Origin of the sequence: Priestia sp. FSL W8-0524 (genome assembly GCF_038005965.1) — a bacterium.
Classification (GTDB): Bacteria; Bacillota; Bacilli; order Bacillales; family Bacillaceae_H; genus Priestia; species Priestia zanthoxyli.
This window is the reverse complement of the sequence record NZ_JBBOUG010000001.1, coordinates 3,178,745-3,201,728: the sequence shown is the minus strand read 5'-3', so window position 1 is coordinate 3,201,728 and position 22,984 is coordinate 3,178,745. Positions and strand designations below refer to the sequence as shown.

The 22,984-nt window shown below is 38.5% G+C and carries 29 protein-coding genes; 20 read left to right on the top strand and 9 right to left on the bottom strand.

The window, feature by feature from the left end; all coding sequences use genetic code 11:
- Positions 1 to 253 precede the first annotated feature (253 nt).
- The 3 genes from NST66_RS16690 (at position 254) to NST66_RS16680 (ending at position 4,059) form a co-directional block, all read left to right on the top strand.
- On the top strand, positions 254 to 1,897 hold the full coding sequence (locus NST66_RS16690; protein WP_034328140.1) for a sensor domain-containing diguanylate cyclase: 1,644 nt from the start codon (positions 254 to 256) through the stop codon (positions 1,895 to 1,897).
- Between the two features lie 16 nt (positions 1,898 to 1,913).
- On the top strand, positions 1,914 to 3,425 hold the full coding sequence (locus NST66_RS16685; RefSeq protein ID WP_049165757.1) for a methyl-accepting chemotaxis protein: 1,512 nt from the start codon (positions 1,914 to 1,916) through the stop codon (positions 3,423 to 3,425).
- Positions 3,426 to 3,561: 136 nt separating this feature from the next.
- Positions 3,562 to 4,059, top strand: a complete 498-nt coding sequence (locus NST66_RS16680) for an ankyrin repeat domain-containing protein (RefSeq protein WP_028414688.1) — start codon at positions 3,562 to 3,564, stop codon at positions 4,057 to 4,059.
- A 113-nt stretch (positions 4,060 to 4,172) separates the two neighbouring features.
- Here NST66_RS16680 and NST66_RS16675 read toward each other — a convergent pair whose 3' ends face one another.
- Both NST66_RS16675 and NST66_RS16670 read right to left on the bottom strand, forming a co-directional pair.
- Entirely contained in the window at positions 4,173 to 4,679 is a 507-nt protein-coding gene (locus NST66_RS16675) for a hypothetical protein (RefSeq protein WP_028414687.1), read from the bottom strand.
- Positions 4,680 to 5,125: 446 nt separating this feature from the next.
- Entirely contained in the window at positions 5,126 to 5,338 is a 213-nt protein-coding gene (locus NST66_RS16670) for a cold-shock protein (RefSeq protein WP_049165754.1), read from the bottom strand.
- Positions 5,339 to 5,569: 231 nt separating this feature from the next.
- On the opposite strand from NST66_RS16670, the gene NST66_RS16665 reads away from it, so the two are divergent.
- From NST66_RS16665 to NST66_RS16645, 5 genes are all read left to right on the top strand, one after another.
- Positions 5,570 to 6,442 (top strand): STAS domain-containing protein, encoded by an 873-nt coding sequence (locus NST66_RS16665; RefSeq protein WP_228307354.1) that lies wholly within the window; start codon positions 5,570 to 5,572, stop codon positions 6,440 to 6,442.
- A gap of 132 nt (positions 6,443 to 6,574) precedes the next feature.
- Positions 6,575 to 6,709 (top strand): hypothetical protein, encoded by a 135-nt coding sequence (locus NST66_RS16660; protein ID WP_255256570.1) that lies wholly within the window; start codon positions 6,575 to 6,577, stop codon positions 6,707 to 6,709.
- A 338-nt stretch (positions 6,710 to 7,047) separates the two neighbouring features.
- The gene (locus NST66_RS16655) at positions 7,048 to 8,205 is read left to right on the top strand and encodes a ParM/StbA family protein (protein ID WP_340843550.1); all 1,158 of its coding nucleotides are present in this window, start codon (positions 7,048 to 7,050) and stop codon (positions 8,203 to 8,205) included.
- Between the two features lie 16 nt (positions 8,206 to 8,221).
- Complete coding sequence (locus NST66_RS16650; protein WP_049165748.1) at positions 8,222 to 8,926, top strand: hypothetical protein; 705 nt, start codon at positions 8,222 to 8,224, stop codon at positions 8,924 to 8,926.
- Positions 8,927 to 9,111: 185 nt separating this feature from the next.
- Positions 9,112 to 9,267: a hypothetical protein gene (locus NST66_RS16645; RefSeq protein WP_186807063.1), complete on the top strand. Its 156-nt coding sequence runs from the start codon at positions 9,112 to 9,114 to the stop codon at positions 9,265 to 9,267.
- Positions 9,268 to 9,732: 465 nt separating this feature from the next.
- Here the strand turns inward: NST66_RS16645 and NST66_RS16640 are convergent, their stop codons facing one another.
- On the bottom strand, positions 9,733 to 10,260 hold the full coding sequence (locus NST66_RS16640) for a cupin domain-containing protein (protein ID WP_049165744.1): 528 nt from the start codon (positions 10,258 to 10,260) through the stop codon (positions 9,733 to 9,735).
- Positions 10,261 to 10,535: 275 nt separating this feature from the next.
- Here NST66_RS16640 and NST66_RS16635 point away from each other — a divergent pair, with 275 nt between their 5' ends.
- The 3 genes from NST66_RS16635 to NST66_RS16625 all read left to right on the top strand — a co-directional run bounded on the left by NST66_RS16635 (position 10,536) and on the right by NST66_RS16625 (position 11,781).
- Complete coding sequence (locus NST66_RS16635) at positions 10,536 to 10,724, top strand: hypothetical protein (protein ID WP_028414680.1); 189 nt, start codon at positions 10,536 to 10,538, stop codon at positions 10,722 to 10,724.
- A gap of 242 nt (positions 10,725 to 10,966) precedes the next feature.
- Positions 10,967 to 11,143, top strand: coding sequence for an aspartyl-phosphate phosphatase Spo0E family protein (locus tag NST66_RS16630; RefSeq protein ID WP_223260221.1), 177 nt, complete (start codon positions 10,967 to 10,969; stop codon positions 11,141 to 11,143).
- A gap of 248 nt (positions 11,144 to 11,391) precedes the next feature.
- Positions 11,392 to 11,781 carry a MerR family transcriptional regulator gene (locus NST66_RS16625; RefSeq protein ID WP_028414679.1) on the top strand — a complete coding sequence of 130 codons (390 nt, stop codon included), beginning with the start codon at positions 11,392 to 11,394 and terminating at the stop codon, positions 11,779 to 11,781.
- Between the two features lie 78 nt (positions 11,782 to 11,859).
- Here NST66_RS16625 and NST66_RS16620 read toward each other — a convergent pair whose 3' ends face one another.
- Both NST66_RS16620 and NST66_RS16615 read right to left on the bottom strand, forming a co-directional pair.
- The gene (locus NST66_RS16620) at positions 11,860 to 12,921 is read right to left on the bottom strand and encodes an NAD(P)-dependent alcohol dehydrogenase (protein ID WP_013058175.1); all 1,062 of its coding nucleotides are present in this window, start codon (positions 12,919 to 12,921) and stop codon (positions 11,860 to 11,862) included.
- 197 nt (positions 12,922 to 13,118) lie between these two features.
- Positions 13,119 to 13,379, bottom strand: a complete 261-nt coding sequence (locus NST66_RS16615; protein ID WP_049165740.1) for an HPr family phosphocarrier protein — start codon at positions 13,377 to 13,379, stop codon at positions 13,119 to 13,121.
- 222 nt (positions 13,380 to 13,601) lie between these two features.
- Between NST66_RS16615 and NST66_RS16610 the strand changes: the two genes are divergently transcribed.
- Positions 13,602 to 14,333: a nucleotidyltransferase domain-containing protein gene (locus tag NST66_RS16610; RefSeq protein ID WP_071272461.1), complete on the top strand. Its 732-nt coding sequence runs from the start codon at positions 13,602 to 13,604 to the stop codon at positions 14,331 to 14,333.
- A 68-nt stretch (positions 14,334 to 14,401) separates the two neighbouring features.
- Here NST66_RS16610 and NST66_RS16605 read toward each other — a convergent pair whose 3' ends face one another.
- Complete coding sequence (locus tag NST66_RS16605; RefSeq protein WP_088048609.1) at positions 14,402 to 15,145, bottom strand: SDR family NAD(P)-dependent oxidoreductase; 744 nt, start codon at positions 15,143 to 15,145, stop codon at positions 14,402 to 14,404.
- A gap of 117 nt (positions 15,146 to 15,262) precedes the next feature.
- Between NST66_RS16605 and NST66_RS16600 the strand changes: the two genes are divergently transcribed.
- Positions 15,263 to 16,105: a LysR family transcriptional regulator gene (locus NST66_RS16600; RefSeq protein ID WP_340843548.1), complete on the top strand. Its 843-nt coding sequence runs from the start codon at positions 15,263 to 15,265 to the stop codon at positions 16,103 to 16,105.
- Positions 16,106 to 16,188: 83 nt separating this feature from the next.
- Here the strand turns inward: NST66_RS16600 and NST66_RS16595 are convergent, their stop codons facing one another.
- A complete protein-coding gene (locus NST66_RS16595) occupies positions 16,189 to 16,518 on the bottom strand; it encodes a four-helix bundle copper-binding protein (RefSeq protein WP_045290877.1) in 330 nt (109 codons plus the stop codon).
- Positions 16,519 to 16,700: 182 nt separating this feature from the next.
- Here NST66_RS16595 and NST66_RS16590 point away from each other — a divergent pair, with 182 nt between their 5' ends.
- The 3 genes from NST66_RS16590 (at position 16,701) to NST66_RS16580 (ending at position 18,712) form a co-directional block, all read left to right on the top strand.
- Positions 16,701 to 17,417: a DUF4396 domain-containing protein gene (locus NST66_RS16590; protein WP_071272470.1), complete on the top strand. Its 717-nt coding sequence runs from the start codon at positions 16,701 to 16,703 to the stop codon at positions 17,415 to 17,417.
- A 124-nt stretch (positions 17,418 to 17,541) separates the two neighbouring features.
- Complete coding sequence (locus NST66_RS16585; RefSeq protein ID WP_340843547.1) at positions 17,542 to 17,925, top strand: DUF302 domain-containing protein; 384 nt, start codon at positions 17,542 to 17,544, stop codon at positions 17,923 to 17,925.
- Between the two features lie 175 nt (positions 17,926 to 18,100).
- Positions 18,101 to 18,712, top strand: a complete 612-nt coding sequence (locus tag NST66_RS16580; protein ID WP_045290871.1) for a DUF421 domain-containing protein — start codon at positions 18,101 to 18,103, stop codon at positions 18,710 to 18,712.
- Positions 18,713 to 18,774: 62 nt separating this feature from the next.
- Here the strand turns inward: NST66_RS16580 and NST66_RS16575 are convergent, their stop codons facing one another.
- Positions 18,775 to 19,317 (bottom strand): recombinase family protein, encoded by a 543-nt coding sequence (locus NST66_RS16575; RefSeq protein WP_045290869.1) that lies wholly within the window; start codon positions 19,315 to 19,317, stop codon positions 18,775 to 18,777.
- A 231-nt stretch (positions 19,318 to 19,548) separates the two neighbouring features.
- Between NST66_RS16575 and NST66_RS16570 the strand changes: the two genes are divergently transcribed.
- The 4 genes from NST66_RS16570 (at position 19,549) to NST66_RS16555 (ending at position 22,489) form a co-directional block, all read left to right on the top strand.
- Positions 19,549 to 19,752, top strand: a complete 204-nt coding sequence (locus tag NST66_RS16570) for a helix-turn-helix domain-containing protein (RefSeq protein WP_071272476.1) — start codon at positions 19,549 to 19,551, stop codon at positions 19,750 to 19,752.
- 231 nt (positions 19,753 to 19,983) lie between these two features.
- The gene (locus NST66_RS16565; protein ID WP_340843546.1) at positions 19,984 to 21,450 is read left to right on the top strand and encodes a SulP family inorganic anion transporter; all 1,467 of its coding nucleotides are present in this window, start codon (positions 19,984 to 19,986) and stop codon (positions 21,448 to 21,450) included.
- A gap of 14 nt (positions 21,451 to 21,464) precedes the next feature.
- On the top strand, positions 21,465 to 21,872 hold the full coding sequence (locus NST66_RS16560; RefSeq protein WP_340843545.1) for a universal stress protein: 408 nt from the start codon (positions 21,465 to 21,467) through the stop codon (positions 21,870 to 21,872).
- 197 nt (positions 21,873 to 22,069) lie between these two features.
- Positions 22,070 to 22,489, top strand: a complete 420-nt coding sequence (locus NST66_RS16555) for a GNAT family N-acetyltransferase (RefSeq protein WP_340843544.1) — start codon at positions 22,070 to 22,072, stop codon at positions 22,487 to 22,489.
- 268 nt (positions 22,490 to 22,757) lie between these two features.
- On the opposite strand, the gene NST66_RS16550 is transcribed toward NST66_RS16555, so the two are convergent.
- A complete protein-coding gene (locus tag NST66_RS16550) occupies positions 22,758 to 22,976 on the bottom strand; it encodes a helix-turn-helix domain-containing protein (protein WP_013058154.1) in 219 nt (72 codons plus the stop codon).
- Positions 22,977 to 22,984 lie beyond the last annotated feature (8 nt).

The window sequence follows — 22,984 nt, the reverse complement described above, 5'->3', positions numbered from 1 at the left end:
TTTTATTGTTGTGGTAAAGATAGCTTTCATGTATGTAGGTGCTTCTAGTGGTTTGTTATGCCTCAATCTCTTTTATTTTTGTTCATCATGTTTACCTTTCTTGTGAAGGAGGGTAGGTAATGATACAAAAGAACTACTGTTTGTACATTTAAAGTTGAGTTTGTGTGTGAAAAGATCTAGTGTATATTTCATACAGAAGTGTAAAGTACAGGGGGCGTTCATCTGTGAAAAAACGAAGGAGATGCATCCTATCATGTTGAAAGATCATATGTTTGAATTTTATTTTGATCAAATGAATGAGCTGGTTTTTTTGGCGGAAGTAAAGAACCAGCATCTTTATTATAAAAAAATGAATAAAGCGGCTGCTAAGCTTGTACGGTACCAAGGAGAAGCGGGCATGCGGCTAGAAAGCGTACTCCCTGAGCGGGCGTATCACTCCCTTTACCCTTACTATATAAAAGCGATGGAAACAAAAAAGCCAGTTACCTACCATGACATAAATACCTTCTCAGATGCAGCTGAAGCGTTTGAAACAACGCTTACCCCCATTTTTGATGATACCGACAATAGTACGCACTTATTAGTGATGAGTAAAAATATCCAAAAGTTAAAAAAAGATTTAGCCCAAAGTATGGAGCGGTATAAGTCGCTTTTTATGAACCATGAAAACGCCATATGTATGATGGATTTAAGCGGTAAAATTGTTCAAGCAAATCCTGCCTGTGAGCAAATGTTCGGCTACGATACGCAAGAGATCATCAATAGTTCTTACATGCAGCTTCTAAAAGAGCTGAAGATTGATGTCCGTGCTTTGCCTTTGCATCACATCATATACGACCAAAGCTACAGCAAAGAAATCCAAGCGTGGCACAAAGAAAAAGGAATGATTTATTTATATGTTACAAACGTGCCCATCATCGTGGAAAATGAATGGATGGGTATTTACTTGATTGCTCAGGACGTTACGAAAGAAAAGGTAGCTGAAATAAAGCTGGAAAACACGGTGAAAGATTTAGCAAACATGAAGTATGCCCTTGATGAGTCCGCAATCGTAAGCGTCCTGGATCCATATGGAACGATTAGGTATGTCAATGATATGTTCTGTACAATATTTGGCTATGAAAAAGAAGAGCTAATCGGACAATCATACAAGTTATTTGATGTAAGCTATGACCTTCGGGTTCTTGAAAGTATTGGCCAAGGAAAGGTTTGGAGAGGGCAAGTCAAAAGCATAACAAAAGAAGGCGTCATCGTGTGGAGCCATAAGACCATCGTTCCGCTGACCGATATTCATCACCGAATCTCAAGCTACGTGCTGATTCAAACTGATATTACTGCGCAAAAAAACCTAGAAAATCAGCTGAAGTTTAAGGCGTTTCATGACAGTTTGACGGGGGTGCCGAATCGAATGATGCTGCAAAAACAAGTGCAGGCTGCGATCGAGCAAAAGGAAAGATTTGGCCTGCTGTTTTTAGACTGTGATAATTTTAAAGAAGTGAACGATCAATTTGGTCATGATATCGGCGATGCATTTTTAATCCAGTACGCACATCGCTTAACGTCTTGCATTCGCACATGTGACGAAGCTTATCGCCTCGGAGGAGATGAATTTGTTATCTTGCTTCGGCACATTGAAAGGCGCGAGGAAATCCAGCAGATCATGGAACGAATTCACCGAGAGCTTCAAAAAGAATGGAGTATTGAATCCTGCATTTTTACAGCTACATCGACCATTGGAGCCGCTTATTATCCAGAAAACGGAGAGTCGTTTCAAGAACTGCTAAAACAGGCGGATCAAGCGCTGTACGAAGGAAAACGACAGGGGAAAAATAACGTGAATTTCTATAAAAAAAACCAATCTGTAGCCGATTCTATAGATAAAGAAAGTATTGTTTAATATAGAAAGGATAAATATGAATAAACATAAATTAATGGTTGTTTTATCAAGCGGAGCAGTGATACTTTCTCTGCTCATACATATCATTCATCGTATTTGGCCGATGAAGATGTCCGGCATGTCGATGGAACATAATTCAGCGCCAGGCGAAGTGTCATTGATCTTTTTGATGCTTCCTATTGTTTTTCTTGGTGTGCTGCTTGTACTGTATGTTAAAAAGCATGAGCTAGTACCTGCGTTTGTGACGCTAACGCTCACGTTTTCAAGCATCAGCACGGTTATAGGCGGAGGAGGAATGGTTGAGTATCACTTTTCAATTTTTATGGTGATAGCCATTCTTTCCTACTATGAAAATGTAAAGCTATTATTGTTAATGACGGGTATTTTTGTCGTCGAGCATCTAGTGGGATTTTTCGTGCCATTTTTTACACCGATTATTTTCGGAACGTCTTCTTATTCCTTTTCGATGCTTTGCCTTCACGCCGCTTATCTGATTTTTACATCAGGGGCAACCGCTTGGCAAATTACTTCAAAGAAAAAATACACAGAACAGCTTCAGCAGCAAAATAAACAAAAGCAGCACATCATTTATGACATGATGAAAAAGCTGCATGAAACGAATGGTCAGGTAAGACAAACGGTTGCTGACTTAAAGGAAAGCTTAGAAGAATCGCAAGCAGCGAGTCATCATACGACGGCTTCAATGCAAGAACTAGCCGCAGGAGCGGACCAGCAGGTAATAATGGCTCAAAAAAGCAGTGAGTTTCTAGAAGAGATGACGCAAGGCGTAACCAAAATAGCCGAGGCTTCAGCGGCAGTCAGCGAAGCTTCTGATCAAACAGCAAATGAAGCCGTGCAGGGAAAAGAAAAAATTCAAGAAGCCATTCAACAAATTCATACAATCGATTCTTCTGTTCAGCATGCAGCTAGCGTTATTCATCAGTTAAAAGAACGTTCTGCAGAAATCAACGATATTATGAGTGTGATTTCAGGCATTGCTGCACAAACAAATCTACTGGCGCTAAATGCTGCAATTGAAGCAGCGCGCGCAGGCGAACATGGTAAAGGGTTTGCGGTCGTAGCAGCGGAAGTTCGCAAACTTGCAGAACAATCCAATCAGTCAGCCGAACAAGTAGCAAGACTCATTCAGCATATTCAGCAAGAAACGTTTCAAGCCGTAGCATTCATTCAATCAGGAACTGCTGATGTAAAAAACGGTATTTTACTAGCCAACGAAGCGGAAAATGTTTTTAATCGAATCGCCGACGCATCTGCGTACGTTCACGAACAAATTCAGCAAACGGCTGCTTCCGCACAGCAAATAGCAGCCGGATCTACGCAGGTGCTCCATGCCGTCAGCGAGATGACCGCTTTTGCGAACCAATCAGCGGCAAGTAGCAGCAGCATTTCTTCTGCTTCCGTGCGTCAGCTGGAATCGCTGCAGACTATCGACCAAACGGCGGAATTTTTAAGTGAGTTAGTTGAAGAGCTTGGCAGCGTAACGGAAAAGTTAGCGAAGCAAGCGTGAGTGAGGTAGAGCAGCAGATGACGTAGACGTACATAATTTTTAGCCTCTTCATTAGAAATACGATTCGCTTATTTTCCAGTTATATGTGATAAAATGGAAGGATAAGTAATTCATCTTTTATATGGGGGAATGGCATATGGATAGAATGGAAGAACTTACACAGGCCGCAATGAGTGGAAATAATGAAGAAATAAAAGTTTTGATTGGTGAAAACCCTGCACTTATTAATGAATTTAATTTAGACGGATGGACACCGCTTCACTTAGCCTCGTATTTTGGGAAAGAAGAAACTGTAAAACTATTGCTATCATTAGGAGCGAACATGAAAGCTCGGGCGAAAAATAGCAATGAAAATATGCCGCTTCACGCAGCTGTTGCCAATAAACAGACAAAAGTGGTAGAGATTTTATTACAGGGCGGTGCAGACAGCAACGCCAAGCAAAGCGGCGGATGGACAAGCCTTCACGAAGCTGCCCTGCTCGGCGCAGAAGACATCGTCAAACTTTTAGTTGAAAACGGAGCTCAGATTCAGGTGAAAAAAGATGATGATCAAACGCCGCTTGATGTAGCGATAGAGAATGGACAAGAAAATGTAATAAATCTATTAAAAAATTATGTAAATACCAACGCTTAAAAAATTTTCTGCCGTTAGATCACTGAATTTAGTACAAATCCCCTTTTTTGAGATATGAAGCTATCTGCAAAAGGGGATTCATACTTTTCTCTAAAAGCTAATGTTCCATTTGTTTAGTTGTTTGTTGGAGAAGGAAATCTTGCTGCTTCAAAATGTGAGCCATCTTCGGATGTGACGATTGTACCGGCTATGCTGCTTTGAACAAAAACTTCAACGCGGTCTCCAGCTTCTAAATTATAAATAGTAGAAACGGATACCGCATTAACAAACGGTGTGTTCCCGCCAAAGAAATCGTTATCGATAGCAATAGCGGTTGTCCCATTTACACGTATTTCAATGCGAGTTCTATAATCTAGCATCTGGTCGTTAGGAGAGAATCCAATTGTAGCAATGATGGAATATACGCCATCTTTTTTGGGGCGGAAGGTAGAAGTAATCGGGTTATATTCATTTGCTAAATCAAATTGTTCAGTTGGAAAAACGGCTTTTACAAACGTATTTGCAGGAACATTTTGAGGCATCGTTAAATTGAGCGCTCTAAATGCTGACTCCCGCGTGCTTCCTTTTTTGTCTTTATCTTCTTTACATTTAGAAGCCCAATCATGTGACTCCTCATACAAATCCTCTGCGCGTCCATAAGTCCAAACTTGTGATTCTTCAGAGCTATCTTCTTCGTGACCATAAGCCCAGCCGCGTGCTTCCTCAGGAGCATCTTCTTGATGCTGCTCTTTCTTATTGTTAAGGGAAGCTTTCTTCCTGTGAGGATAAGATTTTTCTACATAATATTTATCATCTTTATCATTGTAATGGAAATAATACTTTTTTATAATAATCACCCTTTCTTTGCAGTACTCTATACTGTATTCACTCATAGAGGAAATGTTTGGATACTTGTCCGACAACTTTAGAACTGTGTTTTTTAATAGCCACTAGTAACTAATTTTGAATGTAGAAGTATTTGCATCATAAAAGACACCTCGTTCGAACGAAAGTCGAAGAGGTGTTTTTATTCGAAGAGTATTCGATTCGAGAGTCTACTCATAACCTGTATGTAAATGTCACTCTATTAGTCAACAGGGTGTACTTTTATAGCGCTGGGTCCTTTAGCTCCTTCTTGGATTTCAAACTCTACTTTTTGTCCTTCTGACAGGTTTTTATATTCCTCACGGTCGATCGCATTAGAGTGAACGAACACTTCTTTTGATCCGTCCTCGGGTGTGATAAATCCAGATCCTTTTGGTTCATTGAACGATTTAACGGTTCCTTTATGTTTGCTCATTGATAAATCCCCCTCATAAGTATAGAAATAATTTCTTAATAGGTTTTTACCCAAACGCTGAAATCTCAATCATTTTTATGATCGTTATACCGATTAGAAGAGTCGGGAAAAGCAAATAGGGAGGGCTTAACAATTTTTTCATTTCGGTTATATTTTTATATTGTCTGTGATATAACTATTGTTATAAAATGTAATCGTTAATTCTGCTAACTAAAGGAGATAAAGAAAAAAATGAGGGATGAGTTGTTATATATAGGGAAGAAAATTATCGATAATAAACAGGAATTAGCGATACAATTTTCTGATCTGATGGACTCTGAATATAAGCGGAAGCTTGTTTACCATGAAGAAAGCGAAGTTTTAAAATGGAGAGCAGAACTCATTGAGTATTTAGGCGAGTCGTTATTCGAAGAGCACTCGGTCGTTTTAAAGAAAATCATTCAGTGGGGTACAGATATAGGAAAAGTGGCTGTGGAAAACGGACTTTCGTTGAGTCAAACGTTAAAATCACTCGCGCTGTTTCGAACAGTGATATGGGGCGTTTTTACAGAAGAGCTGCAGCAGAAGCAGTTTGCTCCTATTACGATGCTTGATGTAAGTAAAAAAATTGATCCGATGCTTGATGAGCTTAATCATATATTTGTCGAGATCTATGAAGAACATAATACCGAAACCATAAAACGAGCTTATGCAGCGCTAGAAGAATTATCAGTTCCCATCGTTCCTCTTTCTGAAGGAATCGCTGTGATGCCAATCGTTGGACAAATTGATACGCATCGTTCGCAGCTTATTATGGAAACGGCTTTAGAAAAAAGCGCTCAGCTGCAGCTGAGTTATTTAATATTTGATATTTCAGGTGTTTTGATCGTCGATACGATGGTAGCGGACAATATTTTTCAAATTGTAAAAGCCTTACAGCTTATCGGCACTAAAACGATGATTACTGGAATACGTCCGGAAATCGCGCAAACCGTTGTTGATTTAGGCGTCGATTTTGGAACAATCAAAACAAGAGCAACGCTAGAAAAAGGTCTTGAAGAAATAGGCTTCAGTAAACTGCCAGAAAATCCGCAAAGAAAACCAAACAAATGGCCTTTTCAATAAGTAAAAAAAGTAAGAGGCTTAGACAAAGTATGTTAGTTGAAGTTAAACCCGAACCATTAATTTGATTGATGGTTCGGGTTTTTTTGTTGTTATGGTGAACGTAGGTTTCATGTATGTAGCTGCTTCTAGCTGGTGATTGGAGGGCAAGACGAAGACTCCTGCGGGAAAAGCGGAACAGGTGAGACCCCGCAGGAGCATAAGCGACGAGGAGGCTCACCGGCCGCCCGCGGAAAGCGAAGTCCTGCACGGAAATCACCAGCGGTGTAAAAAGCAGTCCAACTCATTTATCTCATTTGTTCGTCTTTCGATTGGGTTGATTTAATTATGTTTCCACCTCTTTATTTTCTCGTGTCTCTAAAAAATAAAAGAACGGCTTATATTACGAAAAATTTAAGGGGAAGTCACAGCGTCACATGTTACATTCTTTGTAAAAAGGGGTACTGGTAAAAAGAAGCATTTCAAGCGCTTTTCAATTACAGTAGCCGTCTAAAATTAATTAATTGTCAATTTCGAATAACATAAATTATTTAAATACTTAGACAAACAAATGAGGAAAATATATACTTATTAGTGTTGTCACGAAAAGATAAAGGGGAGAAACAAGGATGGATATCAAACGTCAAAACGTTGATTTTGGTAACTCAATTTTTCAAACGCTAGTGGATGGTTATTACTATGAAATTCCTACAAACGTAGTAGAAATCACAAAAGATCAGGCAGAGGGGCATTTTCCTTCAAGTGTAAATGAACCGGAATTACTTCTTCAAAATTTACTGATTTCTACCACAATTGAAGGGGTTGAAAAGTATTATTTAGTAGGAGACGCCGCAGAGAAACACGTGCTAGGCAATATCCATATTAATAAGTTACATAATAAAACTGAATCTGATATTCCTTATGTAATGTTTTTAGCTTCAGTTGCTTATTACAACATACTTAAAGGAAAAGACAAAGAGGATAATCATGTGGCGATTAATTTTTTCTCGACTATGCTTCCGATTTGGCTGCTTAAGAAAACAAATAAATTCAGTGAAATGCAGCAGAAGATGGCCGAACGTTTTCAAGGAGAGCATACAGTAACGGTATTGACTCCTGGGTTAGAAAAAACGGTCACTGTGAACATTGAAACGAGCAAATGCCGTATTGAAAGCGAAGTGGCTCGCTGGGCGATCAAAAAAGATTTTGAATTACAAGATAGAGAAGAAGCAAATACATTCAAACATTTTGAAACATTGATTGTAGATTTGGGCGGAGGTACGGTTGACCTGGCACTGCTTCCTGCAGGACTTCAAGCTCCTAAAAGCAGAAATTCGTTGAAGTGTCTTACGGATATTTCATATTTGAAGCATATTGAAAAGCTAAGAAATGAAAAGCTGCTTGAGTATTTTGATGATGTTCGTTCATTAGAAGAATTTATTATTGCCAATATCCATAAAGCAAAAATGGAGCAAAGAGACGGCAACAGCGGGAAAAAAGTCGATCTCACGGAGCCTATTCACGCTTCGCTTAGAGAATACACGCAAATTTTATTAACAAAAGTTGAAAATCTATTTCCATCGCCAAAAGATAAAGTCTATAAATATATTTATATTGGAGGACTGGCTCCTATCCTTCAACAGTTTATTGCAGAGCAGATTGATAACATGTATGGGGAAGAAATCAGAGAAGAAAACCATCTTTTCTTGCCGGAGACACGAAAGTTAAATTTATACGGTCTTGAAATTTTAAGCAGACATGAAACAAACGCAGCGGTTCACGCTTAAAAAGGGGGAGCCATACATGAGTCATCAACACACTCGCCTTAAGGAAGCACTAGACGATTGGTACGGTCAGCTAAGCTCCCAGGTGGCTGCACCATTTTACTTATTATCAAATGCGTTTCTAACAGCTGGGAATCTATCAGCAGATATGATGGGAGCAAGGGGAAAGACCGTAAGTAATAGAGATGAACATGCAAGTTTTACAATTGAAACTGCTGACATTCCGTCAGAAGTGTCTTCATTTCTAAAAGAAAAACAGCAGGCAAACGAGCTGCAGGACTATATAGTGAGACTCATACAGCAAGACTTGCAAAAAATGAATAAAAAAGATGAAGTCGAGTCGCTCGTTCATTCACTTCGAAAAGAGCTGTTGGGCGAAATTGACTTGCTAAAACAAGAAATGAATTCACGTTTTGCTGCAAATCGTGAGGAATATGAGTCCTCGCAGGCAAATGAACTTCAGGATTATGTAGCGAAGCTTGTGGAACAAAACGGGCAGAAAGACAGCCGCGAAGAAGATTTTCAATCGTTAGTTCATTCATTGAGAAGCGAGCTGTTAGGAGAAATTCACTTGCTTAAAAAAGAGCTTGGCTCTGCGTCAGTTCCTTCTTATAAGCAGCTGAAGCCCGTTACAGATGAGGAAGAAACGTTTAAAGAAGGTCAATTAATTAAAAGTGAAAAAGTGACCGGAACCATTCAAGAAGATATCGATGTAGATTTTTAAACAGAAAGTAGAGGCGTGATATGCCTCTACTTTTATTATTTTTCTATTAAAAATGGAGCTGGGGCAAAAGTATTTTTGCTAAAGGAAGATCCGAACGAGTTTGATTCTTGATTGTGAATCCAACTTGTTCGGTTTTTTATTGGTATGCTGAATGTAGGTTTCATGTGTTTAAATGCTTCTAGCTGTTGATTGGAGGGCAAGGCGAAGACTCCTGCGGGAAAAGCGGAACAGGTGAGACCCCGCAGGAGCGCAAGCGACGAGGAGGCTCATCGACCGCCCGCGGAAAGCGAAGCCTTGTACGGAAATTAACAGCGGTCCAATATAAAAGCTTTAGCGTATAAGTCATAAACCTCTTTTGTTTCTTTTTAGCTTTTTTCGAAAATATAAGCAAATATCAAATGTAACGATGGTACAAATACTGCATTTTATCATAAACCAAAATAGAGCTTCGTTTATGCCAAATCCGCCAATCGAAGCTTTTAGTTCATTTAGCTGCCTGAGAATTAAATTTATGTCGTTTTCATAAGCCACAGTAAAAGATTTAATCACAAGCATAGTCATAATGACTGCTTCTACCGATATATATAGAACTTTTCTTGCTAGTTTAAGGAAAGGATTTACGTTTGATTTAGGAATTTTATAAAATAATTTCATCGCCCGTTTGCCTTTCAGTTATTTTAAGCTGTTTAAAAAGGTTCGTTTATTCTATAATTCTTTCTTTGGCTATAAAACCCTTTATGTATAGCAAGTTAAAAAAAGCTCGCTAGAAAAGGTAGTACACCGATTTTCTAGCGAGCTTATGTTAGTTAATGTTCTTCAGCTAAGGCATTTGCTTTTGTCACATGAACTGTGCCAAACGGATGGTTTGGAGGAGCGTAGATGGAGTAAAGCTTTAGCGGAGTGGTACCCGTATTAGTGAGATCATGCCACGTTCCGGCAGGGATAAATATCGCATCATCATCGTAGACTTTTCGTTTAAAGGTTAGGTTGTTTTTACTTTTGCCCATTTGAACAACGCCTTGCCCTTGTTCAATGCGCAGGAATTGATCAACGTTAGGGTGGATTTCTAAGCCGATATCTTCACCGGGCTTGAGACTCATTAGCGTCACTTGTAAATGTGTTCCCGTCCATAAAGCAGTGCGGTACGTATTGTTTTGCTTTGACGCTTCATTAATGTTAATAACAAATGGCCTTGGTCCGTAGTCCTTTAATTTACCGTTTCTTTGTTGAAACTGTTCGCTGGTGTGATAGTGATTCGGCACATAATAACTATATGGCTGCCAGCCATAGTACACTGGGGTCTGCCACTGATGATAATAAGGTGCATAGTGCATACTCATTCTCCTTTTCTCGTTTCATTTTTCTTTTCATCCTATGCTTTTGTCAAAACGGTTGATACCATTTGCCTTTTTGTCCGCGGTCTTTATCCACTTATTTTTTGCCCAAATCATGTAATTAATGATTTCTCTGAGCTCTTTGATTGTTTTTCGGTGGTTAAAAAATACTTTCATCACTTTAATACGATAATTCAGTAAAAAATATATCGTATGAAAACGTTTTATTTGATATAATTTTAGAAGATGAAAATTATTTTAAAGGGTGACGTTCATTGAAAGAAAAAAAACTTCAAGAATTAACTGAACATCTTAATAATTTATTCAACAATTTAATTCATGGATCTATCACAGAAGGTGAATTTAATGAGCTGTCCGAAGAGCTTTACAGGAAGCAAACGAGGCTGCGCTATGAGATAGAGTGTGAGAAAGGTTCGTATTACCGAGAATATTTTAAAGGCTAAGGCTTTGTATTAGACTGCTTTATAAGAAATAAGAAAAGACCTCCATTTAGGGGGCCTTTTCTTCACTTCTAGTAGTAAGTGGAGTGATACTTTCTATTTCAATAAGTATATTAGTATATTTACTTCATAAAAAATACAGCTGTTGAAGGTCTAAAACTCGCTATTCACCCCCAAAAACCTGTATGATAGGTTTAAGATTGCCGCATATGAGATATATGTATAGTAAAAAGGGGTGATGAGCTGTGAAGTGGTATAAAGGAGTTGTCATGCAAGTCTTAATGACAGAAATCGAAACAGCAAGAGAGCACATGGTTATGTTGGGACTTACAGAAGGTCTTACAAGTCGTAATACAGTTCGAATCAGTCAAACCCTGGATTATTTATTAAATGAACTAAGTAAAGTGATGGCCGCAGATTAATCGTATTTTATATATAAATGAAAAGAGCTGCTGATTTCACGGCAGCTCTTTATAAGTTGCCTTCACGTTTGCTTTAATGTTTATGATACTATTTATACAGTTATCTCATAGCAAAGAAAATAGGGGATTTGATTATATATATCGTATAGTAGAAACCTAGAAGATGAGTTGAAAGCACCCTTGAAAAGGGAAGCTTAGATACATAAAGCAAACGCCGTACTAAGAATGGCGATGGAGGGTATAGTGGAATGGAATATCATATTAAAGAGGCCGCTGCAAAGGTAGGGCTGCCTACGCATACGCTTCGATACTACGAGCAGCAAGGGCTTTTGCCTTTTATAAAAAGAGACGAAAACGGAAATCGTATTTTTAGCGAGTCGGATATCGAGTGGCTGGAATTTATTATTTGCTTACGAAAAACAGACATCTCTCTTTTAGAGTTACGTAAAATTGTTGAATTAACACAAGAAGGTGATGATACAATCGGTTTGCGCAAGCAGATATTTGAAAAGCATAGAGAGAAAATGATGGAAAAACAAAGAGAGCTGGACGCAGCTTTTAGAAAAGTGGAAACGAAAATTGACTACTATGATAAATTAGAGCAAAAGTACCGGGAAGAGCTTTCATCTAAAGCCTAATTTACCGTTTGTTTTTTATTTTATAAAGAAATAAAAAGCGGGCAGCTAATCCAATTAGCTGCCCGCTTTTTTCTAAACTTACAGTGTAGAAATGTCAATAACAAATCGATAGCGAACGTCGCTGCGAAGAACGCGCTCATACGCTTCGTCTACTTGATTTGCATCGATAACTTCGATCATAGGAGCAACGCCGTGTTCAGCCGCAAAATCAAGCATTTCTTGTGTTTCACGAATGCCGCCTACAAGTGAACCCGCAATGCTGCGACGTCCCATGATAAGGGAGAATACGCTATATTGATCTGGGTTAGCCGGTGCACCAACGTTAACAAGCGTTCCATCTACGCGAAGTAATGATAAGTATTGATCTACGTTTAAGTTAGCCGATACCGTGTTTAAGATAAGGTCAAAGCGACCTGCTAATTCAGTGAACGTCGTCTCATCACTCGTTGCAAAATAATGATCCGCACCAAAGCTTAGCGCTTCTTCTTTTTTATTGTTAGAACGGCTCAATACCGTCACTTCAGCACCCATTGCATGTGCAAATTGAATCGCTACATGTCCAAGGCCGCCCATTCCCACGATCGCCACTTTTTTGCCAGGACCAGCATTCCAGTGCTTTAATGGAGAAAATGTTGTAATCCCTGCGCATAGAAGCGGACTTGCTGCATCCATACTTAAGTTATCAGGAATACGAACAACGAATCCTTCTTTTACGACGATTTTTTGGCTGTAGCCGCCGTATGTACGGTTTCCGTCGTAATCCAATGAATTGTACGTTTGAACAACGCCTTTTGTACAGTATTGCTCGTCACCGTTCACACAGTACTCGCACTCTCCGCAAGAGTCAACGAAACATCCAACGCCTACGCGATCGCCAACCTTGTATTTTGTTACGTTTTCGCCAACCGCTTCAACCACTCCTGCGATTTCGTGACCAGGAACCATCGGGAACATCCCGCCGCCCCACTCATCAAATGCACTATGAATATCAGAGTGACAGATACCGCTAAACTTAATATCAATTAAAACGTCGTCTGCTCGCAGTTCTCTGCGTTCAATTGTCGTATTTTCAAATTTTGCCTTTGCGTGCGGTGCACTTAAAACACGTGATGTTGTTGTATGTTGATGATTATTACACATAAGTAAAAACACAATCCTTTCGTATTAAACATAACCAGTTGCTACTAAACGTGCATTCACTGACTACGCTTGATGTATTTAAAAACTACAATACTAGCTTAAACGTTAAAGTCGACTTTAAAGCAAGAGTTTTTTGAAAAAAATTTCGTTCTATGACTTTATGAAAAAAGGAAAGGAAGGAATAGCATGGCAGCTTTCTATCTATGTTTAGTTAAAAGAAATTCTTCAAGGGTGCGAGCGGCAGCTTGTTCATCAACTCCATTTGTCAGCAGTGTTATTTCATCTCCTTTCTTAACAGCCAAAGCCATTACCTTCATGATGCTTTTTCCACTTACACATTTTCCATCTTTACCAAGAAAAATATCACTTTGAAACGAACACGCTTCGCGTACAAACAAAGCTGTATGTCTAGCTAGAAGTCCACCGGAAAGTTGCACCGTTATTCTTTTAATTAGCATAGTGTTTCCCCTTTTTTGTATTTTAAAAACTATAAAACTAGCTTAAACGTTAAAGTATACTTTAAGGCAAGAGGGAACTTGGATAAAAGAGTCATTTAAATGACGGTAACTAAAAGTAAATACGGTAGACATGTTCAGAAAGGTTAAATAAAAACTGATTGTTAAAGGAATTTCCACGTTCTAACCAGAAAAACAATGTATATCATTTTCTGGAGGAATACGATGAAAGAGCTAAAAAGGTTAGAACCGCTGCAAGCAGCTGCACAATTTATTTTTAAGCATTACCCTAACTGTCAAGGCGCATTACTTGCTGGAAGTGTAGTGAGAGGAGAGGCTACACATACGTCCGACCTTGATCTTGTTATTTTTGACGATAGTCTTATTTCTTCTTTTAGGGAGTCACTCATTGAATTTGGATGGCCTATTGAAGTTTTTGCTCATAATCTGACTTCATACCAAGCCTTTTTTAAAAGCGACTGCAAAAGGGCTAGACCGTCACTGCCGAGAATGATTTCCGAGGGAATTATTTTAGTAGATAAAGGAGTGGTGCAGTCTATAAAAAAAGAAGCTGCACAATTACTAGAAAAAGGCCCGGAAAGATGGTCGGAAGAGACGATCAGATTAAAAAGATATTTTATAAGCGATGCCTTGGATGATTTAATCGGTTCTTCAAATACAGGTGAAGCTCTTTTTATTGCCAATACGCTCGCTTACATAACGCACGAATTTGTGTTAAGGACAAACGGTCATTGGATCGGGGATTCTAAATGGATTATACGGTCTTTAAATAACTACAATAAGGGCTTTAGTAAAGAGTTTGTGGAGGCATTCGATACCTTTTATAAAACAGGGAGTAAAGATAAAGTGATTCAACTGGTTGATAAAGTATTAGAACCATACGGAGGCAGGCTGTTTGAAGGATTTTCACTGGGGAAAGAGAGATTGAATCAGTAGCCTTGTTAGAACCCCACTATTAGTTTTTGCTAGTAGTGGGGTTTATTTTTAGGGAAATTCACGTATGCTTAAAGAGTTTGCCCGTTATCAATCGTAAACACTTGGCCCGTCACAGACTCTTGGTTTAACTGAAACAGAATAGCATCTGCGATATCTTCAGGAGAAGATATGCGCTGAAGAGGTAAATTTCCTGCCAGCTGATACATTTTATCTTCGTTGCCAGCCCACCATCTTGTGTCGACTGCTCCAGGAGAGATGCAGTTGACTCGAATATGGGGTGCTAAGGCAATCGCTAACGACTTCGTCATCGTATGAATTGCTGCTTTTGTGGCTGCATAGGGAATAGATGAGCCGATTCCAGTTGTACCCGCAACGCTTCCTACATTAACAATCGTTCCTGACTTTTGCTTTTTCATATGTGGAACGGCTGCTTTTACACAGTGAAACATGCCTTTTACGTTTACATCATATAAAGAATCCCATACGTCATCCGTTGCAGACTCTAAGTCATTCATCGGAATTTGAGCTGTAATACTAGCATTATTCACTAATCCATCTAACCGTTCGAATCGTGTAATGGTTTGATGAATCATTTCATTCACTTCGTGCTCGTTGGCTACGTTCGCTTTAAAAGCAAACGCGATGCCTCCTTTTTCAGTAATCTCCTCCACAACTTTTTTCGCTTCTGTTTCTGAGTTGCTGTAGTTGATAACAAGTTTCGCGCCCATGTCAGCTAGCTTTAAAGCCGTTGCTTTACCTACACCAGTGCCGCCGCCGGTAATAATAAATACTTTATTTTTAAAATCGTTCATTTCTCTTAACCTTCCTTTCTCTCAACATCTTTTATTATATCTTCGATCGAAAAAAGGATATAATAGGTAATACTAAGAGAGGTATCATTTAAAATGATATCAGCGGAGGAATTGAAATTGGAAAGCCAAGACTTACGAATTTTTAAATGTGTGGCAGAAGAAAAATCACTATCAAAAGCTGCGGAAGTATTAGGGTATGTTCAACCGCATATCAGTCAGCGAATAAAAAACTTAGAGGAAGAGTTAGGTACTAAATTACTGACACGTACAAATAGAGGAGTTACGTTAACGGATGAAGGAGAAGCTTTGTTTAACTATGCCCAGCGTATTTTACTGTTAATGGAGGAAGCTAAAGCAGAAGTTAATCCGAATAAGTTTAGAAAATCTTTAATCATTGGTGCGTCGCAGACAGTTTCTGCTACTACAGTTCCTTTTTTGTTCTCGTCTTTTTTGAAAGAACATCGGGATATTGAGGTTAAAATAAAAACAGATAGGAAACACGCCTTACAGGAAATGCTTTCGTACAGGGAAATTGATGGACTTTTTCTTAGCGGTACTTATAACGAAGCTCAGTTTGAAAGAGTTTATCGCTATGCAGAAAAAATGGTGCTTATCTTACCTACGGATGAAGATATAGAAGAAAAAGCCCCGCCAACGCTACTCCTCAATAGTGATGTAAACTGCATTTATAGAAACAGACTATTAGCGTTTTCAAAAGAATATCATACACATAAAGCCAACATGATGGAATTTGATTCATTAGAAGCGATTTTACAAGGCGTTCGTGATGGGCTTGGTATGAGTGTAGTCCCGGCTAGCGTAGTAAATTCTCGTGGTGATATGAAAAGAATTGAATACCAAGAGCTTGCAGAAGACGTTCAAATTGATTTTGTAGTAAAGAAAGGGAAGCAGCGCTCGCAAAGTCTTAAAAAGTTTAGTCGTTTTTTAGAAAGCCTATAGATTCTCTCTTGCCTTATCACTAAAAAGAACCCTTAATGCCTGAAATGCGCTTCAAGGGTTCTAGCTTTCTTATATTCCAAAGATTATGCAGCTAATTTTCTACATTCATCCGCGCATTTCAAGCAGGCCTCTGCACATTTTTGACAGTGGTCATGATCGTGTTTCTTACACTCGTTACCGCATTTTTCGCAAATTTCAGCGCAAACTCCCGCTAGTTCAGCAACGAAAGGCGTTCCTCTTTCTAAAGCTTGTTCCAAATATCCGCAGATATCTGCACATTCTCGGTCAAAACGGATACAGTCCACCATCATCCCTACATTTTCTTCCTTTAGGCAAGCATCAAAACATTGGTTGCAGGCACTCATACATTCATGCAGCGTTTGAATAACAGTTTGATAATTTTCGTTAGACATTGTAAAATTCCTCCTTATTTTTTCTTCTCTCTATTACATTAGACTATAGTTTAGTTTAGTAAACATAATAAACATAAGAGTGCTGTAAAACTTATTAAGTAATGAGCAGTCTCTCTTTTTACGTTTAAATATAGGGGTGGAGGGTATGTGGTTGATAGATAAATCTTAAAGGAGTGTAGCACATGAGCTGGCTAGAAATACTTTCTTATATCGCTATTGCAATCGGAGTTATTCAATTTTTAGTTATTACAATCGACGTGATCAGGCATCCGCAGGTGATGTTTGTGATGAATGTTGTGTGGCCTATTACGGGCCTATATTTTCCTGTGGCCGGGATATGGTTTTACTTTAAATTAGGCCGTAAAGATCGAAAAAAACACGATCATGCTCATCATTCCTCTGATCATACGCATGATGCTCATGAGGGTCATCATCACGAGCACCATCATAGTGAGAAGCCTTTTTGGCAAAGTGTTTTTGTATCTACGACCCACTGCAGCAGCGGGTGCTCGGTCGGAGATTTAATTGGCGCACCAATCGTATTTTTAACAGGATGGACGATTGCCGGAAGCGTCCTTTTTGCAGATTACGTAGTGGAATTTATTCTTGCTTATATAGCGGGAATTGCTTTTCAATACTACGGCATGAGTATGAAAGATAATAGCTCAAAAGAGGAGCTGAAAAACGCGGTAAAAGCAGATACGTGGTCGCTTATTGCCTTTGAAATCGGCATGTTTGGCTGGATGGCTTTATCACATTATGTCTTTTTTACACAGGCACCCAAACCAGACAGCGCGGTCTTTTGGTTTATGATGCAAATCGCCATGATTATTGGCTTTTGTACGAGCTATCCTGCTAACTGGGTACTTGTTAAAAAAGGGGTAAAACATGCGATGTAATTTCACTTGGAGCTGCTGCCATTGATATTCTATAGATTTAAACTTTAAGGATGGGGCAGAATAACATGAACTTCAAGTTTCGTAGAAGAAAGGAATTCATTCTAACTTAACAGGAGGAGATTGGATGTTTGATTACACGGTAAAAACCTCGAAAAGCCTAGAAGAAGCGATTAGTTCTCTAGAAGAAAACTTAAAAAGCGAAGGGTTCGGTGTTTTGTGTAATTTCGATTTAACTGCAAAGCTACAGGAAAAAGGGCAGGACTTTCATACACCGTTTACAGTATTAGAAGTGTGTAATCCGAAAGAAGCTCAGCGTGTTCTTTCGCAAAATCTTTTAGTAGGATATTTTCTCCCTTGTAAAATGTTTGTATATCAAGATGAAAGTGAAACAAAGATTGGCATACCTAGGCCTACGGCTATGATTAATATGCTTCATAATGAAGAGCTCCAAACACTAGCAGAAGACATCGAAACAAGATTAATACGCTGCATTGATCAATCTGTATAAGTCCTGTGATTCCGAGAAAGAAAATAACAAAACAAAAAGATACCTTTACGTAAGGTATCTTTTTGTTTTCTAACTTTATTAGGGTATGAGGAGTGGAAACGAAATTTTTGATACATGAATAATTTGCTTTCAGATGCCTAATCTAAAAGCAGACTGTAATAAAAAGGATGATATTATGAATTTTATCTGGCAATCTGTAATCTTGATTTTAACGGGAATCTTATTGTTGAGAATAGCGGGAAGAAAATCGATTGCTCAAATGACGCTCGCTCAAACGGTCGTTATGATTTCCTTAGGTACCATCATTGTACAACCTATTGTTGAGAAAAGTATGCTAAAAGCCATTGGCGGGGCAGCAATTTTTGTTCTTGCTATTTTAGTTTTAGAGTACTTACAATTAAAGTTTAATGGGTTTGAAAAATTTCTGACAGGTAAATCTAAAATCGTTATAAATAATGGTCAATTAGATACTAAGCAGCTTAAAAAATTACGTTTAACCGCCGATCAATTAGAAATGAGATTACGAAATGCAGGCATATCAAACATAAAAGATGTTAAAACCGCCACAATTGAACCAAATGGACAGTTAGGATACGAACTTCAAGAAGATGCAAAACCTTTGACTGTAGGTGACTTTAAACAGTTGATGGAATTATATATGTCATCTTTTTCTCAAACCAGCGCGCCTGCGCAAGATTTACATAACAAAGTGTCTTCTAAACCTTCTTCAGATATATTTGAAGAAATTAATCACCATTCTAAACCGAATCCTAAATATCTTCAGTGATATAGCCACTAAAAAAAGACGGCCTTTTTACCGAATAAAAGGACGTCTTTTTTACATGTGCTTTAGTTATCTAAGTAACGGTACAAAGTCGTCTTGCTTATACCTGTAGCTTCTGTGATTTGAGCAATCGTATAGTTTTTACTCCAGTACATATCAAGCGCTCGGTGGACGTTATAGTCAGGTTTTTTTGGCCGGCCGCCGCTTTTTCCTTTTGATTTTGCTTCTTGAAGACCGGCTTTTGTGCGTTCACTGATGACGTCATGTTGAAATTCACCAATACGTTTAATGGTACTGAAAAAGGCTTTTCCTTGTTCGGTGGATGTATCAACGTCATCCAAGATCGATACAAAGTGAACATGATTATCTGAAAGATACTCAATTAATTCAATGAGGTGCCGAGTGGAGTCTGCGATACAGTAAAATTTATACACAACGACTGTATCGCTTGGCTGAAGTGAAGCTACCATCTCATCGAATTCTACTCTTTTTTTTATGGAATTTGTTTTTTCATGATAAATTTTATCGCAATTAAAAGGCTGCAACGCCTGTAACTGTTTGTCCAAGTTTTCATCTTCGCTATATGGACGGGTATAACCAATAATCACTACACCATCTCCTGCATGGATTGTTTATTTATATTTACCTATTGTACCAAATTCCTTCCGCTCATAACATTTCTTTTCAGTATAGAAAGAATTATAGTTCCAAAAAAGATCGTTTTTGGAACAAAAAATGATAGACATTTTGGTTTAGGTCTGCTAGAGTTTTAGTTGTTCACAACGTCTCGGCTTCTATGAGAGTTGGAAGCCACTTATAAAAGAAAAGCGAGGTGTAATATGGATAAAGAGACCATTAAACAGATTCGAAAAAGCTACAATTTGAATCAGCGGAATTTCGCTGAAAGAGTAAACTGCAGTTTTTCACTCATTGCATTAGTGGAAGTTGGAAAAAGAAGAGTCACACAGGACTTGGAGAATAAAGTGAAAAAAGCGTTTGGGTTAAATGAGGAAAAAATAAAGGAGCTGATTGCTTCAATTTAATAAGAGCGTAGTTAAAAAATGCAGCGAAACGTTTCATGTACGTGAATATAATTTTTGAGGAAAATAGGATATGCTGGGCTGTTTTCACTCATTTTTTTATATATTAAAAGTACCATAAACGTTCCATTTAGGTGCTGTTTATTTTCTATTTTACTACTTTTATTGTTCAAAATCTAGAAAAGCGTACAGTAAACGTTTATGACTATAGAGAGAAAGGTGTTTTTTGTTATCATGTTCAATAAATTAAAAGTGGAGTGGTTTGGCAACGTGAAAGGAGATATCCTTTCAGGTATTGTCGTAGCGCTTGCGCTCATTCCTGAAGCCATTGCTTTTTCCATTATTGCCGGGGTAGATCCGATGGTAGGATTACACGCATCTTTTTGTATCGCCGTTGTGATGGCCTTTGTAGGAGGGCGTCCTGCGATGATTTCAGCAGCTACCGGCGCGATGGCCCTGCTGATGGTAACACTAGTAAAAGAACACGGAATGGAGTATTTATGGGCAACGACTATTTTAACGGGTGTGATTCAACTTCTGTTTGGCATTTTTAAGATTGCTCGCTTTATGAAATTTATTCCGAGGTCCGTGATGGTCGGGTTTGTGAATGCACTAGCTATTTTAATTTTTATGGCACAAGTTCCGCACTTCGTAGGAATTTCAACGATGACGTATGTGTTTGTGACGTTAACTCTTGTCATTATCTACGTGTTACCGCGCTTTACAAAAGCAGTGCCATCTCCATTAGTAGCCATTGTCGTCATGACAATTGTAGCTATTTTCGGAGGATTTAATTTGCGTACAGTAGGAGACTTAGGAGAAATCACAAAGTCACTGCCGATCTTTTCTATTCCTAACGTTCCATGGAATATGGAAACATTGTCCATCATCTTTCCAACAGCGCTAGGGCTGTCTATTGTTGGATTAACGGAATCGCTGCTGACGGCATCGATTGTGGACGATATGACAGATACGTCTAGTAATAAAAACCAGGAAAGCAGAGGGCAAGGAATTGCGAATATCGTCGTTGGTTTCTTTGGCGGCATGGCTGGCTGTGCGATGATCGGTCAAACCGTTATTAATGTAAAATCAGGCGGACGCGGTCGTTTATCAACGTTTGTAGCGGGGATCTTTCTTATGTTTCTCATTTTGGTGCTAGGGGACTGGGTTGTCAAAATTCCAATGGCTGCATTAGCAGGCGTCATGATTATGGTATCGATCGGAACATTTGACTGGTCTTCACTTCGTACGCTCACGAAAGTCCCTTTAACAGATACCCTCGTGATGCTTGTGACGGTAATTACGGTTGTAGCAACACATGATTTATCAAAAGGAGTTATTGCGGGTGTTATTTTAAGCGCAGTTTTCTTTGCTGCAAAAATTTCAAAGCTAGACGTATCAGCAAAGAAATCGGAAAATCGAACGGTCTATAAGGTAAAAGGTCAGCTGTTCTTTGCCTCTGTAGAAGACTTTGTTCATTCTTTTACGTTTACAGAAAAACAAGATCAAATTTTGATTGATTTTTCAGAAGCGCATATTTGGGATGACTCAGCCGTAGCGGCTATCGATAAAATTGTACTGAAGCTAAAAGAACAAACGTCTGCTGAGGTGAAGCTGACAGGTTTAAATGATGTAAGTGAAGAATTACTTCAAAGATTAGCGACTTACAACAAGTCAAATGCAAGAGCATCAGCTCATTAATAGGGGGACAATGAATGTATCAAAAAATCTTGTTAGCTGTAGATGGATCAGAACATTCAAAAAGAGCCGCGGAGCATGCGATACAAGTTGCTTCTTTCATACCGCAATCAAAAGTAGAAATTATTTCGGTTATTGACTTATCAAAGGCGAAAACCGAAATTTTACACGGAGAGCTGAAACAAAAAAGACAGCAAGCGCTCGAAGAAATAAAGAGCTGCTTTGAAAAGAAGCAGATAGCGCATCAGCTTAAAATAGAACGCGGCGACCCGGGGCCAACCATTGTAGCCTACGCCAATAAAAACAACTTTGATCTGGTGTTAATAGGAAGCCGAGGCTTAAATTCTCTTCAAGAAATGGTGCTAGGCAGCGTCAGTCATAAAGTAGCTAAGCGAGTACACTGTCCGGTTATGATTATTAAGTAAACGAACGTAGTTGTTGTAGGTACAAATCGCAGATGATTTGTACCTTTTTTGCGATTAAATATAGAAGTTAACGTTTATACATCATTACTGACATGTATGATGCTTTTTATCGTATACACATACTGGTAATGATCTACCAAGGACTTTTGTTTTTGAAAAAAGAAATAGTTTATAAAAAAACAAAAGGAGTAGATTCTATGAAGATTTCCTTTTCACATTCTATAGAAAACGTTGAGTGGTCGAGGATGAAAGAAATTTACCGCTCTGTCGGATGGAAGAACCATGATGAAGAAAAAATCAAAAAAATATTTCAAGCAAGCAGCGTAGTAGCGATTGCTTATGATGGAAATAAAATAACAGGGTTTGGCAGAGCTCTTTCCGACGGTGTGTTTAATGCTGCGATTTATGATGTTGTGATTGATAAGGAGTATCAAAACAAAGGAATTGGACAGCAAATTATAGAGAACCTGCTGGCTCAGCTTAATGATATTTCCTGCATTCACCTTGTTTCCACAGCGGGTAATGAAGAGTTTTATAAAAAAGCAGGGTTTCGTAAAATGAAAACCGGCATGGCTCGTTATTTAAATCCTTCTTTAGCGGAAGAATATTTAGAATAAGCTATGTGTTAGATTGCAAACCAAGGACATTTTAGAGTATGTACCAAATGAATAATAAAGAGGACGTAGAAAAATCTAACGTGTTCCCTTTTGAAGTGCAAACATTGAAATCGCATCACACTTTTTGTCATCAATATCAATATAATTCTCAATCGAGTTCTCTAATTAAATAAATCAATAAAAGCAGAGAAGGGACAGCAATTAAGCTGCCCCTTCATTTTAATTTCAATACCTAATCCTCATGGTTGAAGAAATTTGTTGTCTTTTATTATTGATTGTCTTCGTCGCTTTTGTACTCCAAAATATCACCTGGCTGACAATCCAAAGTCTTACATATTGCTTCTAATGTTGAAAAACGAACCGCTTTTGCTTTTCCATTTTTCAGGATGGAAAGATTCGCCATAGTAATTCCAACCCTCTCTGAAAGCTCCGTTACGCTCATTTTTCGTTTTGCTAACATCACATCAATATTAATAATAATTGCCATATCCTCCA

Bases quoted from the DNA above. Each gene is read 5' to 3' on its own strand.
- NST66_RS16690 (WP_034328140.1), top strand. From the start codon at position 254: ATGTTGAAAGATCATATGTTTGAATTTTATTTTGATCAAATGAATGAG.
- NST66_RS16685 (WP_049165757.1), top strand. From the start codon at position 1,914: ATGAATAAACATAAATTAATGGTTGTTTTATCAAGCGGAGCAGTGATA.
- NST66_RS16680 (WP_028414688.1), top strand. From the start codon at position 3,562: ATGGATAGAATGGAAGAACTTACACAGGCCGCAATGAGTGGAAATAAT.
- NST66_RS16670 (WP_049165754.1), bottom strand. From the start codon at position 5,338: ATGAGCAAACATAAAGGAACCGTTAAATCGTTCAATGAACCAAAAGGA.
- NST66_RS16665 (WP_228307354.1), top strand. From the start codon at position 5,570: ATGAGGGATGAGTTGTTATATATAGGGAAGAAAATTATCGATAATAAA.
- NST66_RS16655 (WP_340843550.1), top strand. From the start codon at position 7,048: ATGGATATCAAACGTCAAAACGTTGATTTTGGTAACTCAATTTTTCAA.
- NST66_RS16650 (WP_049165748.1), top strand. From the start codon at position 8,222: ATGAGTCATCAACACACTCGCCTTAAGGAAGCACTAGACGATTGGTAC.
- NST66_RS16640 (WP_049165744.1), bottom strand. From the start codon at position 10,260: ATGCACTATGCACCTTATTATCATCAGTGGCAGACCCCAGTGTACTAT.
- NST66_RS16625 (WP_028414679.1), top strand. From the start codon at position 11,392: ATGGAATATCATATTAAAGAGGCCGCTGCAAAGGTAGGGCTGCCTACG.
- NST66_RS16620 (WP_013058175.1), bottom strand. From the start codon at position 12,921: ATGTGTAATAATCATCAACATACAACAACATCACGTGTTTTAAGTGCA.
- NST66_RS16615 (WP_049165740.1), bottom strand. From the start codon at position 13,379: ATGCTAATTAAAAGAATAACGGTGCAACTTTCCGGTGGACTTCTAGCT.
- NST66_RS16610 (WP_071272461.1), top strand. From the start codon at position 13,602: ATGAAAGAGCTAAAAAGGTTAGAACCGCTGCAAGCAGCTGCACAATTT.
- NST66_RS16605 (WP_088048609.1), bottom strand. From the start codon at position 15,145: ATGAACGATTTTAAAAATAAAGTATTTATTATTACCGGCGGCGGCACT.
- NST66_RS16595 (WP_045290877.1), bottom strand. From the start codon at position 16,518: ATGTCTAACGAAAATTATCAAACTGTTATTCAAACGCTGCATGAATGT.
- NST66_RS16590 (WP_071272470.1), top strand. From the start codon at position 16,701: ATGAGCTGGCTAGAAATACTTTCTTATATCGCTATTGCAATCGGAGTT.
- NST66_RS16585 (WP_340843547.1), top strand. From the start codon at position 17,542: ATGTTTGATTACACGGTAAAAACCTCGAAAAGCCTAGAAGAAGCGATT.
- NST66_RS16580 (WP_045290871.1), top strand. From the start codon at position 18,101: ATGAATTTTATCTGGCAATCTGTAATCTTGATTTTAACGGGAATCTTA.
- NST66_RS16570 (WP_071272476.1), top strand. From the start codon at position 19,549: ATGGATAAAGAGACCATTAAACAGATTCGAAAAAGCTACAATTTGAAT.
- NST66_RS16565 (WP_340843546.1), top strand. From the start codon at position 19,984: ATGTTCAATAAATTAAAAGTGGAGTGGTTTGGCAACGTGAAAGGAGAT.
- NST66_RS16560 (WP_340843545.1), top strand. From the start codon at position 21,465: ATGTATCAAAAAATCTTGTTAGCTGTAGATGGATCAGAACATTCAAAA.
- NST66_RS16555 (WP_340843544.1), top strand. From the start codon at position 22,070: ATGAAGATTTCCTTTTCACATTCTATAGAAAACGTTGAGTGGTCGAGG.
- NST66_RS16550 (WP_013058154.1), bottom strand. From the start codon at position 22,976: ATGGCAATTATTATTAATATTGATGTGATGTTAGCAAAACGAAAAATG.